The 13,299-nt window shown below is 53.8% G+C and carries 11 protein-coding genes; 5 read left to right on the top strand and 6 right to left on the bottom strand.

The window, feature by feature from the left end; translation table 11 throughout:
- The first annotated feature begins 36 nt into the window (after window positions 1-36).
- A complete protein-coding gene (locus tag ACJJIM_RS20060) occupies window positions 37-426 on the top strand; it encodes an acyl-CoA thioesterase (protein ID WP_108735392.1) in 390 nt (129 codons plus the stop codon).
- A 69-nt stretch (window positions 427-495) separates the two neighbouring features.
- On the opposite strand, the gene ACJJIM_RS20065 is transcribed toward ACJJIM_RS20060, so the two are convergent.
- Both ACJJIM_RS20065 and uvrD read right to left on the bottom strand, forming a co-directional pair.
- Window positions 496-1,629, bottom strand: a complete 1,134-nt coding sequence (locus ACJJIM_RS20065; RefSeq protein ID WP_444895641.1) for a TRAP transporter substrate-binding protein — start codon at window positions 1,627-1,629, stop codon at window positions 496-498.
- A 232-nt stretch (window positions 1,630-1,861) separates the two neighbouring features.
- A complete protein-coding gene (gene uvrD, locus ACJJIM_RS20070) occupies window positions 1,862-4,066 on the bottom strand; it encodes a DNA helicase II (protein ID WP_282930603.1) in 2,205 nt (734 codons plus the stop codon).
- Between the two features lie 139 nt (window positions 4,067-4,205).
- On the opposite strand from uvrD, the gene hexR reads away from it, so the two are divergent.
- Both hexR and ACJJIM_RS20080 read left to right on the top strand, forming a co-directional pair.
- Entirely contained in the window at window positions 4,206-5,060 is an 855-nt protein-coding gene (hexR, locus tag ACJJIM_RS20075) for a transcriptional regulator HexR (protein WP_282930602.1), read from the top strand.
- Window positions 5,061-5,177: 117 nt separating this feature from the next.
- Window positions 5,178-6,437 carry a multidrug effflux MFS transporter gene (locus tag ACJJIM_RS20080; protein WP_282930601.1) on the top strand — a complete coding sequence of 420 codons (1,260 nt, stop codon included), beginning with the start codon at window positions 5,178-5,180 and terminating at the stop codon, window positions 6,435-6,437.
- A 10-nt stretch (window positions 6,438-6,447) separates the two neighbouring features.
- Here the strand turns inward: ACJJIM_RS20080 and gstA are convergent, their stop codons facing one another.
- Both gstA and ACJJIM_RS20090 read right to left on the bottom strand, forming a co-directional pair.
- Window positions 6,448-7,053 carry a glutathione transferase GstA gene (gene gstA / locus ACJJIM_RS20085; RefSeq protein WP_413663847.1) on the bottom strand — a complete coding sequence of 202 codons (606 nt, stop codon included), beginning with the start codon at window positions 7,051-7,053 and terminating at the stop codon, window positions 6,448-6,450.
- A gap of 114 nt (window positions 7,054-7,167) precedes the next feature.
- Entirely contained in the window at window positions 7,168-7,563 is a 396-nt protein-coding gene (locus ACJJIM_RS20090; protein ID WP_413663848.1) for a DoxX family protein, read from the bottom strand.
- Between the two features lie 519 nt (window positions 7,564-8,082).
- Here ACJJIM_RS20090 and ACJJIM_RS20095 point away from each other — a divergent pair.
- Complete coding sequence (locus ACJJIM_RS20095; RefSeq protein WP_282930598.1) at window positions 8,083-9,384, top strand: cation:proton antiporter; 1,302 nt, start codon at window positions 8,083-8,085, stop codon at window positions 9,382-9,384.
- 52 nt (window positions 9,385-9,436) lie between these two features.
- Window positions 9,437-11,254 (top strand): monovalent cation:proton antiporter-2 (CPA2) family protein, encoded by a 1,818-nt coding sequence (locus ACJJIM_RS20100; protein WP_444911817.1) that lies wholly within the window; start codon window positions 9,437-9,439, stop codon window positions 11,252-11,254.
- 14 nt (window positions 11,255-11,268) lie between these two features.
- On the opposite strand, the gene ACJJIM_RS20105 is transcribed toward ACJJIM_RS20100, so the two are convergent.
- Together ACJJIM_RS20105 and ACJJIM_RS20110 are read right to left on the bottom strand one after the other, a co-directional pair.
- Entirely contained in the window at window positions 11,269-11,619 is a 351-nt protein-coding gene (locus ACJJIM_RS20105) for an AraC family ligand binding domain-containing protein (RefSeq protein ID WP_413663850.1), read from the bottom strand.
- 44 nt (window positions 11,620-11,663) lie between these two features.
- Window positions 11,664-13,283 carry a Na+/H+ antiporter gene (locus tag ACJJIM_RS20110; RefSeq protein ID WP_413663851.1) on the bottom strand — a complete coding sequence of 540 codons (1,620 nt, stop codon included), beginning with the start codon at window positions 13,281-13,283 and terminating at the stop codon, window positions 11,664-11,666.
- Between the last annotated feature and the right edge of the window lie 16 nt (window positions 13,284-13,299).

The following is a 13,299-nucleotide window of genomic DNA, read 5'->3' on the forward strand; positions in this document are numbered from 1 at the left end:
ATAACTCTAACAATCTGTGAGTACCCGATGTCCGCACTGTCAGCTCTCGATGAAGATCCGCAACCCACAGGCACGCTAACCCTGCAAACCCTGGCTATGCCCCGCGATACCAATCCGCAGGGGGATGTTTTTGCCGGTTGGCTGATGTCGCAGATGGACCTCGCTGGCGCCATTCTCGCACAAACCATGGCACGCGGCCGTGTCACAACCGTTGCAGTGGGCAGCATGGTTTTCCTGCGCCCGGTTCCGGTTGGCTCAACAGTCAGCTGCTATGCGGAGGCTATCGAAGAAGGGCGCTCCTCGATTCGCACCATGGTAGAGGTTTGGCTGACGCGGGTGGATTCCGGTGAGCAGGTCAAGGTCACCGAGGGTGAGTTTGTATTTGTCGCTATCGACGATGCCGGCCGTACCAGGCCGCTGCCCTGATTGTAGGTTTCGAGTTCGCCGGCTGTAGAGCAACACAGCCGGCAATATCATCGGCCCAGTAGTTGGGCGCTAATCTTCCTTTAACTCTCTCGCCTGGTAGTAAGCCTCTTCACTGATCTCGTGGTAGGGCTTCACATCCCGTTCAAATTCTTTAAAGGCTTTGTAAACACGGGCAAACTCCGGGTCCTGCTGCGCCGTCTCCTGCATAATTTCGTTGTTGATCTTCTTCAGGTGAGACAGAACATCCTCCGGCAAGCGCTCCACTTTTACCCCGTGCTCTTCTACCAGCTCCTTGAGGGCCCGGTTATTGCGTGCCGTGTATTCGTCCAGCATATCCTGGTTAGCTTCACGGGCGGCGACCCGCACTATTTCCTGCAAATCAGCAGGCAATTTTTTGAACGCCTTTTTATTAACGATAAATTCCAGGATAGAGCCCGGCTCATGCCACCCGGGGTAGTAGTAATACTCAGCGACCTGGTGGAAACCAAAAGCGAGATCGTTGTAGGGCCCCACCCATTCGGTAGCATCGATCACTCCAGTCTGGAGGGCGGTATAGAGTTCTCCACCGGGAATGGTCACCGCAGTGCCGCCTGCGCGGTTTAAAACCTCACCACCCAGGCCGGGAATACGCATCTTTAGGCCCTTTAAATCCTTCACCGACTCAATCGGTTTGTTAAACCAGCCCGCCATCTGCACACCGGTGGAGCCCCCCGCAAGTGGAATTAGGTTAAAGGGCTCGTAGATCTCCTCCCAGAGTTCGAGACCACCACCGTGGTGTAACCAACCATTCATTTCCTGGGCATTCAAGCCAAAAGGCACCGCAGTAAAAAACTGGGCAGCGGGCACCTTGCCTTTCCAGTAATAGGCAGCACCGTGTCCCATCTGCGCGGCGCCTTCCGATACAGCACCAAATACGCCCAGGGCAGGTACCAACTCACCGGCACCGTACACTTTGATCCTGAGACGCCCGGCTGACATCGCCTCGACTTTCTTGGCAAAACGCTCCGGCGCACTGCCGAGGCCAGGGAAATTCTTGGGCCAGGTAGTAACTAATTTCCACTCGAACAACTCTTTATTGCCCTCTGCGGAAAAGTGCTGGGCAGGGCCCATCGCTGCACGGGAAGCTACCAGGGCGGCGAAGGTAATGGCGAGCAGGGCTAAGAGCCCGAGAATGATAGCCGGGTACCAATTGAGTTTTTTCATTGCTACTAATTTATCGTTATTTTTGTATTGTACAAATTATCGGCAGACGCTTTGGTCGCCAACTTAGGTCTTCAGGGGAAGTCCTCTGTGATCTGACCCTGGTATTTTGAATGGATTCCCGCTATCGCTGGAATCCATTCACCACTATCTAACTTTCAATTCTGCATGCTTCTCAGTACCGACATGCTCTGGCACTCAGTATTTAATGCTTAGTGCCAGCTCAAGCCATCACTTAAAGCGGCTGCAACTTGGCCATTGAAAGTATCAGCCTCTTGTCGCCAACATCGTCAAAATTAACCAGCACCCGCATTCGAGGACCCGTTCCCTCAAACTCAATGACAGTTCCTTCACCAAACTTGGCATGGTCCACTCGCCCGCCCAGGACCAGCGGGGGTAAATCATCGAAGTCTGGCGCCGGGTCGGAAAACTGGCCTACCTTGCCGTAGTCCGCCTGATAGAGAGGACGGGAAATTTCGGTCTTCAGGCGCACTTCTTGCACCAAATTAGGTGGAATTTCGCCGATAAAGCGGGAAGGGCTGTTATAGGTTTCGCTGCCAAACAGACGCCGGTTTTCCGCGTAGGTAATGTATAGCTTGCGCATGGCGCGGGTGATACCCACGTAGCAGAGGCGTCTCTCCTCCTCCATGCGGCCGGGCTCCTGCGCCGACATCTTATGGGGGAACAGGTTTTCCTCCACACCCGCCATAAATACCAGGGGAAACTCCAAGCCTTTGGCGGAGTGCAGGGTCATCAGCTGGACGGCATCCTCAAACTCATCCGCCTGACCTTCACCGGCATCGAGGGCAGCGCTGTCGAGGAACTGGTTAAGAAGCGGAATTTCCTCTTCATCTTCCTCTCCTTCGGGCAGGCCTGCACCGGTAAAGCCGCGACAGGCAGTGACCAGTTCCTGCAAGTTCTCCACCCGTGTTTGGCCTTTCTCGCCTTTCTCTTTGCCGTGAAACTCCAGCAAACCGCTGTTTTCGATCACATCCTCAGCAATAGCATCCAACTCTTTATCTTCTGCATTTGCTGCCAGCTGGTTAATCAGGTCCAGGAAGCTCTGCAGGGCATTGCCGGCGCGAGCAGCCAATACCCGTTGCTGCAACATCAGCTTGGCCGCCTGCCACAGGGAGCAGCCCTGCTCCCGGGCATAAGAACGCACCATCTCTACAGTGCGCGCACCGATGCCACGGGTGGGCGTATTCACTACCCGTTCAAACGCAGTATCATCATCGCGGTTGGTAATCAGGCGTAAATAAGACAGGGCATTCTTGATTTCCAGGCGCTCGTAGAAGCGCTGGCCGCCATAGATACGGTAGGGAACCTGCTCGCGCAAAAGCCCCTCTTCAAGTACCCGGGATTGGGCATTGGAACGGTAGAGGATGGCGATGCTGTCGCGGCGATTACCGTCGCGCACCCAGTCATTGATACGTTCGACAATAAAGCGCGATTCATCCTGTTCGTTGTAGGCCGCGTAGACGGCGATGGGCTCACCCTCTTCACCCTTGGTCCACAACTCCTTGCCTAGGCGACCACTGTTATTAGCGATCACCGCATTTGCCGCATTTAGAATGGTGGAGGTGGACCTGTAGTTCTGCTCCAGTCGCACCGTCTGCACTTCTCGTAAGTCTGTGGAAAAGTGCTGGATATTCTCGATCTTGGCACCGCGCCAACCGTAGATAGACTGGTCATCGTCACCCACGGCGGTGATATGGCACTGCTCACCGGCGAGTAAGCGCAACCAGGCATATTGAATCGTGTTGGTATCCTGGAACTCATCCACCAGGATATGGGGGAAGCGCCGGCGGTAGTGGGCCAGAATAGCGTCGTTATTGAGCCAGAGCTCGTGGGCGCGCAGCAGCAGCTCGCCGAAATCCACCAATCCACCGCGCTGACAGGCCTCTTCATAGGCGAAATAGATTCGCACCATGGTCTGCAACCAGGGATCGGCGCCGGCATTGATATATTGCGGACGCAGACCTTCATCTTTCTGCGCGCCAATCCACCACTGGGTTTCACGCGGTGACCACTTTTTATCATCCAGCCCCAGATCTGCCTGTACCCGCTTGATCAGGCGTAGCTGGTCGTCGGAATCCAGGATCTGGAAGTTCTGCGGCAACTTGGCTTCTTGCCAGTGAGCCTTGAGCAGGCGGTGAGCCAGGCCGTGGAAGGTGCCCACCCACATGCCAAAGGTATTCACCCCCAGCAGCTCTTCGATACGGGCGCGCATCTCGCGGGCCGCCTTGTTGGTAAAGGTTACCGCCATAATGGAGTAGGGCGAGGCGCCCTCCACCTGCATCAGCCAGGCGATGCGGTGTACCAGCACCCGGGTCTTGCCCGAGCCGGCACCGGCCAGAACCAATTGATTGCCGGGCGCGGCAGCTACTGCTTCGCGCTGGGCGTCGTTGAGGGGGTCTAAAATCTGAGATACGTCCATGGGCGAAGATTGTACCAGAGCTGATGCACAAGACCTGTGTAAATAAACAGGATTTTGCCCTGCCTGACAATGTAATGTCGCTCGCCAGCGGAGGGCACAGCGGCTAAACTGCGCCATCTGGCATAGAGAAGGAAGTCCTGTGAAACCGGCGGAAGTAACGCAACGAATCAGTGAACAACTGTCATCCATGCGCAAATCAGAGCGCAAGGTGGCGGAGTATATTCTCGCCAACCCCGATGAAATCATTCATATGCGCATCGTCGACCTGGCCACTGAAGCCCAGGTTAGTGAACCGACCGTGGTGCGCTTTTGCCGCGCCGTGGGCTGCTCCGGATTCCAGGAGTTCAAGCTGAACCTGGCGCAGCAGCTGGCTTCCAGCCCCAGCTTCGGCCAGATTGCGGTTACGGAAACGGATACCATTGCCGAGTACAAGCGCAAGGTTTTCGACTCCACGGTGGATACCCTGCTGAAAGTCCGCGATAGAATTGACGACCGTGCCCTCGAGGCCGCTGTCACTGCGATGGCCGCTTCCAAGCGGGTGGAATTCTTCGGTTTTGGTGCCTCCGGTGCCGTCGCCGCCGATGCCCAGCACAAGTTCTTCCGCCTACAGTTGGCCACCGCTGCTCACTCGGACCACCACATCCAGAATATGTCAGCCATGTCCATGCAAGCGGGGGATGTAGTAGTAGCTATCTCCCAGAGCGGTCGCACCAAGGCGTTACTTCGCTCCATGAGCATGGCAAAAGAGCAGGGCGCTCTGGTGGTTGGTTTGGCACCCAGCGGCTCGCCGGTAGCACAGCAAGCCAGCATCCCACTGGAAGTGGATGTGGAAGAGGATATTGAGATCTATACGCCGCTGTCCTCGCGCATCGCCCACCTGGTGGTAATCGATGTTCTCGCTATCGGCGTAGCCCAGCGCAAAGGTCCTCAGCTACAGGAGCACCTGTTGAAACTGAAACAGGGACTGTACACATTGCGGGAAGACAAGCACTAAACTCCCTGATATCCAAAGCGGGCAAGGGACAATGGGCCCGCCCGTTTCTACCAAAGCCATTTCCCGCCAATTGGGCTTTGCCGGGAAGATCCTTCCAGGCTGTACCTGAGCAACATAATGACATCCATCGCTTCTAACCCGGACGAGAAAGCCCCGCGCTGGCTAGTGGTGTGGCTGGCCGCACTCGTTTCTCTGACACCTTTTTCCATCGACAGCTACCTGCCGGCCATTCCGGCGATGGCGGCGGCCCTGGATACAGAAGTCGAGCGGATGCAGTACTCAGTGTCCAGTTTTCTGCTGGGCTTTGCCCTCGGACAACTGTTTGGCGGACCATTATCAGATCGCTGGGGACGGCGCCTTGTAGGAACTATCGGCCTCAGTATCTATATAGCCAGCTCCCTGTTAGTCCTGTTTACCGACCATGTAGACCAACTGATTATCCTGCGCTTCTGCCAGGCAGTTGGCGGCGGCTTTGCCACAGTAATCTGTGCTGCAATTGTGCGCGACCTACACAGTGGCCGCGAGGCGGCAAAAATTATTTCCCTGATTAGCACCATCATGCTGATTGCACCGCTGATCGCCCCGGTGATCGGCTCTGCACTACTAGCCGTTGGCGGCTGGCAAAGTATTTTCGTCTTTTTGTTACTGTACGCTCTTGCAATGCTCGTACTAGTACAGTTGCTGCTACCAGAGACCGTCTCCCGCTTTACCCGCGCACGCCGCCAGATGATGCCGCTAAAGTCTCTCGTGGGCAGCTACGGCCAGGTTTTGCGCAATCCCCGCGCTATTGGGTTCCTGATTGCACAGGCCTGTGTCAGCGGTTCGATGTTTATCTACATCACCACCGCGCCCTTTGTGTTTATGGATTACTTCGGTGTTAGCGCGAATCAGTTCCCACTGTTTTTTGGTATCTGCGTGCTCGGGCTAATTTGCATGGTTCAGGTGAATATCCGCTTACTGAACTTTTTTGAGCCGCGCAATATCCTGCTGGCGGGTATTGTGTTGCAGCTGTTGGGTTGCGGCCTGCTGCTGCTGGGAACTATGACGGGAGTCAAAGAACTGACCCTGTGGATGATTCCCCTGGTACTGGTGATGAGCTGTATCGGTATTACCGGCCCCAATGCCGCCGCCTGTTATTTGGAGTTCTTCCCCAAAATCAGCGGTAGTGCCAACGCGCTATACGGCGCCGCTCTGTTTATTACCGGGGGGATACTGGGTGGACTGGCGAGCAGCCTGCACACCGGAACCCTGACACCTATTGCAGGATCTATGGCGGGCTGTGCTTTTGTGGCACTACTCTCTGCACTATTTGTCGCGAAGGTTCGCCAACCGATCGAGTCCGATATCCCTGCGACCCGGCGCTTTACCCCGCGTTAACGACAGCTCTTTACACCGGCTCTAAACTTTCCTCCTGAAGCGCCCGCTGCACTGCGGGCCTTTCTTCCATTCTCTTTTGGAATGCTTGAAGCCGGGGCCACCGGGGCATATCAAACTGCTGATGTTTCAGCCAGCGAGAGAGAACATACAGGTAGGCATCGGCAACCGTGAAACCGTCTCCCATTAAGTAGTCTTTATCAAGCTGTCCTTCGATATAGTCAAACCAGCGGATAAGCCTAACCCGGGAATCCTCCTGTTCTTCTTCTGTACCATGCCAAAACAGTGGTTTGAATAGCTTGTGGACTTCAGCACTGAGGAAGTTGAGCCATTCGAGAAGCCGGTAATGGGCCAGGGTGCCCACTGGTGGCGCCAGTTGCGCGTCGGGCTTTTGCTCCGCCAAAAACTGGACGATTGCCGGACCTTCTGTCAGTACTTCTCCGCCTTCCAGTTGCAGTGCCGGCACGTACCCTTTAGGACTAATCCTTGTAAAGTCGTCGCCGTTTTCCAGCTCATGGGTTTTTAGATTGACCTTTTGCAGGCCCAGATTGATCCCTGCTTCACAAGCGACAATATGAGGCGATAGAGAGCAAACACCTGGTGCATAAAAAAGCTTCATGGTAATCCTGTAGAGTCATTACCTGTATCCAGGCAGTATAGGCCCGGCTAATTTCTCCCCACTGAAGCTCGACTGAAACTGGCTTCAATTCCTCTCTACAACTGTTGCTGAAATCTACTTACCGCGTATCCAATGGTCCAGGCTAAAGCGACCGGCACCGGCACAGGTCAGAATCAGGAAACCACCGGCAATCGTGATATTTTTCATAAAGCTGGTCATTTCTGTTGCATCACCAGGGGACAGGTGTACCAGGAAGGCCGAAGCGAGACAGAACAGGAAAAGGACAAAAGCAGAAATCCGGGTGAATATCCCCAGTAACACCGCGAGTCCTCCCACCAACTCAATAACGATGACTAGGGGCAAAATGAAGCCGGGTATCCCCATGGAAACCATAAAGGCCTCTGTCATTTCGTAGCCGCCAATTTTATTCCAGCCGGCAAATATAAAGATCAGCGACATCAGTACCCGACCGATCAGCTTTGAGGTGTCGCACAACATCGAATGCTTCACTACTACTTCCTCAATTGCGCATTTATGGGTATGGACTATCAACCAGTGTAGACACTGTCGTGAAAATTCATGAGATAGTCGGTAGCTGCCTTTACTCAGGAGGGATAAAAACCACTAGATTGGCGTGATAATCATCCTTTTTATTTTCAATAGTCAGTAGGAATCTACTAATTGGCAGTTAGAAAGTAATGACGTAATGTTTAAAAAGCTAAGGCATTAATGAATTTTAGTGGGTAGGGGAAGTCGATCCGTTTGAGCGCAAAACTGAAAAATGCAGTTGTGTGGCGCCCTAGAGCCGCTACAATTGCGCGCCCATATAAAAGGGAGTTGGCCGCTTGTGCCTGCGCGGCCCGCCCCGGTGTAATCCTGTTGCCCTAGATCCACTCCAAGGGAAATCGAGCAGCCTCTGCACGACTACAATAACGGCACACTCACCATCATATAAATTGCCGCCGGGGCGCTCCCCAAAATGGCATTAAACCATCCGAGAATATTTCAGCGCTGGAGTCCACACACGGCATGGAAGTTTATTACACCTTTTGTTTTCTTGCCGCCGTATCAGTTTTTCTGGGCTTCTTGAACCAATACGTATTGCGCGCCCAAACCACGATCGCTATTACCGCCGGTGCCCTGGCCCTATCACTATTGGTCACCGCCCTGGGAAAGTTGGGGGTGGTGGAGTTGCGCACCTGGGCAGATCAGCTTCTGCCGCTGCTCAACCTTGAGGATATTCTGCTCAAGGGAATGCTCGGGTTTCTGCTTTTTGCCGGCAGTTTGCATATCGATCTGTTGGAGCTGCGCAACCAGAAACTGGAGATCGGTCTTCTCGCCATTGTCGGTACCCTCATTTCCACCTTTGTGGTCGGGGCCCTTCTTTACTGGTTCCTGATGCTGATCAATATGCCGGTGGCTTTTGTTTACTGCCTGTTATTTGGTGCATTGATCTCTCCCACCGACCCTATCGCCGTACTGGCAATTATGAAAAACCTGAAGGCCCCGGAGCAGGTTTCCATTCAGGTGGAAGGTGAGTCCCTGTTCAACGATGGCTTCGGTATCGTGATCTTCGCGGTGATTTACGCACTCGCTTTCGAAGGCGGCCAACCTACGGTACCGGCAGTGGCTGAGCTATTCGCCATCGAGGCACTGGGGGGCATATTGCTGGGACTGATCATTGGTGGCGTTTTCCACTGGGCTATTTGTTGTACCAATGATCACAGCCTGGAATTGATGCTGACCATGGTTATTCCCACTGCCGGTTTTTCCCTGGCCAATGTACTCGGGGTCTCCGGCGCCCTGGCAATGGTGGTGAGTGGTATTATTATTGGCAACTTTACCCGAGAGCGCGGCTTTTCCCGGGTGAGCCAACACGAGCTGGATAATTTCTGGAGCATCACCGAGGACTTCCTCAACGGTTTGCTCTTCCTGCTGGTGGGCCTGTTCCTGATTACAATCGACCTGCGCCCTTCCGACTACCTGCTGATGGCAGTGGGCATTGTCATTGTTCTTACCGCCCGGGTTTTCGCTGTCGGCATACCCTTCCTGTATTTAAAAAGTCGCCGCAAGTACCACCCCTATACCAACCGGATTTTGATCTGGGGAGGGCTGAAAGGTGGTCTGGCATTGGCGCTGGCGATGTCTATTCCCGCCGGCAGTGCCTTCGTCCAGGGACAGGACCTTCGCTACCTGTGGGTGGTCATGACCTATGGCGTGGTGCTCTTTTCTATCGTCGTACAGGGCTCTACCATAGCGCCATTGATTCGTCGCAGCCGGGAGTTTTCTGAGCCCGAACGCGACGAGCCCCAGCAACCGACAGCCAAATAGCGATAACGATTAAATGGAACACTCCGGCTTCCTTATTGAGGCAGTAATTTTCATGGCTGCCGCAGTGATTGCGGTACCCATTGCCACACGCCTGGGCTTGGGCTCAGTCCTCGGTTACTTACTCGCCGGTGTGGCCATTGGCCCAAGTGCCCTAGGCCTGGTCGGCGATGCCAGCGATGAAATGCACGTTGCCGAGTTTGGTGTTGCACTCATGCTGTTCCTGATCGGCCTGGAGCTGCAGCCGAAGAAATTGTGGAAAATGCGCGGTGCTATCCTCGGCACCGGCAGTGCCCAACTACTGTTTTCCGCTGCGGCCATCGCTGGATTGGTTCTCGCCTTTTCTGAGATGGATTGGCGCTCATCGGTAGCTATTGGGCTGATCCTGGCACTATCCTCAACTGCGATTGTATTGCAATCCCTCAGTGAAAAGGGCCTGCTGAAAAGCCAGGGCGGGCGCGCTGCATTTGCGGTACTTTTGTTCCAGGATATCGCTGTTATTCCCATCCTCGCGCTATTGCCACTGCTGGCAGGTACCGCTGCCAGCCCCCATGAAAGTGGCTTGAGTGGTTGGTATTACGCATCGGCAGTTATCGGCACCATGCTGGCTTTTATTTTCGCCGGACGTTACCTCCTCGGTCCCTTACTACGTCTAATGGCAGGCAGCCAAGTGCGCGAACTGTTTACCGTGAGCGCGCTACTGATCGTATTTGCCGCAGCTGCGGTAATGACCTGGCTGGACCTATCGCCGGCACTGGGTACTTTCCTCGCCGGGGTACTGCTGGCCGAGAGCGAGTTCCGCCATGAGCTGGAAGCGGATATACAGCCTTTTAAGGGCCTGCTGTTGGGTCTCTTCTTTATCGCCGTGGGTGCCAGCCTGAATTTCTCCCTGATCGCGGACAACCCGCTGGTGCTTATCGGATTAGCATTGGCGTTGGTGCTGGTTAAATTTACCGTGCTGTTTGCCCTGGCGCGCACCTTGCGAATGTCAAAGGGCGAGGATTGGTTGTTCGCTCTGTCATTGGCGCAAGCCGGTGAATTCGGTTTTGTATTGGTAGCGTTCTCTACCCAGCTTCAGGTCCTGAGTGCGGACATCGGCAACCTGTTAGTAGCTCAAATTGCTCTGACCATGGCCCTGACACCAGTGCTGCTGCTGATCTACGAACAGTTTATCCAGCCGCGGTTTGTCACCGGCCCAGAGGTTCCCGCCAACATAGATACATCACCGCCTGTGGATTCCGGCTCTCCGGTAATCATTATTGGTTACGGGCGCTTCGGGCAGATCGCCGGGCGACTTCTAAATGCCTGCGGTTTCAATACCACTTTACTCGAACGCAATGCAGAACAACTGGACCTGGTGCGCCGCTATGGTATCAAGGCTTACTACGGAGATGCCTCGCGAGAGGATCTACTGCGCGCCGCCGGAGCCCAAAATGCAAAGCTGGTTATCCTGACCTTGAGCGACCAGGCCGCCTGTTTGGAAATTGTGGCCCAGCTGCAAAAACACTTCCCCAATGTGACCATCCTCGCCCGGGCCCGCAACCGTATGCACCAATATGCTTTGATGGAAGCCGGGGTCCGCTATATCTTCCGCGAGACCGTGGACTCGGCCCTGACCATCGGCGAAAAGGCGCTGGAACTATTGGGGCTCAGTCCCATACAGGCGCGCCGCGCCGCCTTGAAGTTCAAGCAGCACGACCAGCGTATGCTGGAGGCACTTTTCCCCTACTGGCGCGATGAGTCCCAGCATATTGCACAAAGCCGAATCTATCGCGAGCAGCTTTTACAGGCGTTACAACAAGACCGCCGCGACAAGGACCTGCATCTGGATCACTACTGGGAAGAAGCCAAGCCCGAGATGGAAAAACAGTAAGCCGGTTATTGGCCCTAGGGGTTGTCATTAAGCACGACAATGGCAGCCCTGCCAGGACTCAGACTCTCGCTGATATGTCCCTCTCCGTGCAAATCATTGGCTAATAAGATATCTCCGGGAGCAAAGGTATATTGTTCACCGGAGCTGGTTGTGAGCTTCACCCTGCCTTCAAGATAAAGAATAAACTGCGCCTGCGGGGCACAGTGCCAATCAAAACGCTGTCCCTCACTAAACTCCCGGAACTGCACCTGCTTGGCGGGATAGGGGATTGAGTAATTACCCAGGGGCTCGCGCTGGGGACTGTCTATTTTTCTTTTCTGAAAAAGGGAAACCCCATTAACTGAACACAGCTCTACAAACTCCATATCAAGTTTTCACCAATTTAAGCGTGTCTATTACAAGAGAAAATTTATTCTTTATTAATTAAGCTCGCCTCTACCAGATCAACCTCCAAAACCAATTTGCGGTGGAGTTCATCATCAATCTTCCTGGAGACTCGCAATTCCAACAGTTGTTCGCGCTCAGCAGAAAGTGCGGCAAGGTGATAATGACGCTCAACCCTGGAACGCATCCAGATAATATCCTCGCTTTCATCTTCTCCTAGGGTTATGCGCCGCCGATAAATCGCCAAAAGGTGATCCACCGCCTCAAAAGCAAGATCGCGATCTTTTTCGCCTCGATCAATATCATGACGCATATTCATCAGCTGATTCACTGCCGCTGTGGCAGCAGATATTCGCGCACCTTTTTCATCACCAATAGCGGCAAAATTGGGGGCTTCGGGTAAACGGCGCAATAGAACAGGCAATAAAAAACTTGCCAGCAATAAGGAAAGCAAGATAACGCCCATTGCAATAATCAGGGCTAAATCACGGCCGGGCAACGGCTTTCCATCTGTCATAGCGAGGGGAAGGGAAAAGGCTCCCGCCAATGTAATCGCCCCTCTTACCCCGGCGATGGTCAACACGCTAACCAATAAAAAATGGGTACCAAAAGATTCTACTTTCTGCCCAAAACGTGAGAGATATAGGGAGACCCATACCCACACAAATCTCAGGAGAAGTAGTACAACAAATATTGCCAGGACATAAAAAATAATTGTTAAGTCACCAGTGTGGCGCGCGCCGGAGAAATCCGCTCCGGTAATTCGAACCAATTGCTCTCCCAACAAAACAAAAATAATACCGTCAAGAACTGCTTGTACTGTTTTCCATACTGCACGGCGGTCCATCCGTGTAGTCGACATTTCCGCGCCGTGTAAGGTGGTATAGTGAGTCGCAATTCCAGCACTGGCAGCCGCCAAAATACCCGATACCTGTAAAGTATGGGCGGCGATATATGCCGCAAAGGGCACTAATAAGCTCACTAGAACTTGTACAGTAGTGTCCTCACCGCCAATTCTGACCAGCAGACGCAAAATATATCCACAGGCAAATGCCGCTCCAGCACCAATAACCACACCGCCGATAGCGACCCAGAAAAAACCAGCCAGTGCGTGGGGAAATGAAAAGGTCCCGGTGAGGGCAGCAATCACTGCAAAACGGAAAATATCCAATCCCGAGGCATCATTAAACAGGGACTCTCCGGCGAGGATATGCTCCAGCCGTGGTGGCATAGAAGTTCCACCGTGGACCACCGATACCGCCACGGGATCGGTCGGTGCCAAAATTGCCGCTACTGCAAAAGCCACCGCCAGTGGCATGACAGGCACCAACCAGGAAATAAAATATCCCATACCCACAACGGTAAAAAGCACCAAGCCAATAGCCAAGGTAACAATGGCACCGATATCACGAAACAGGGCGCCTTTCGGTATTCGCCAACCGGCAATAAACAATAAGGGCGGAACAAACAGCAGGAAAAAAATTTCTGGCTCGAGGGGTATTTCTATTCCCAAAAAGCTACCCAGTATTGCTCCCGCAGCAATTTGCAATAGAGGCAGTGGAATAGGTAAAGGCAACAGGCGCGCAATAACCAGGGTAATGGCCACAACTAACAACAGCACCAGCGCAATAACCAGATAGTGCATTACTCGCTACAGTTCC

The sequence above is a fragment of the Microbulbifer maximicatervae (SeqCode) genome (assembly GCF_052467615.1).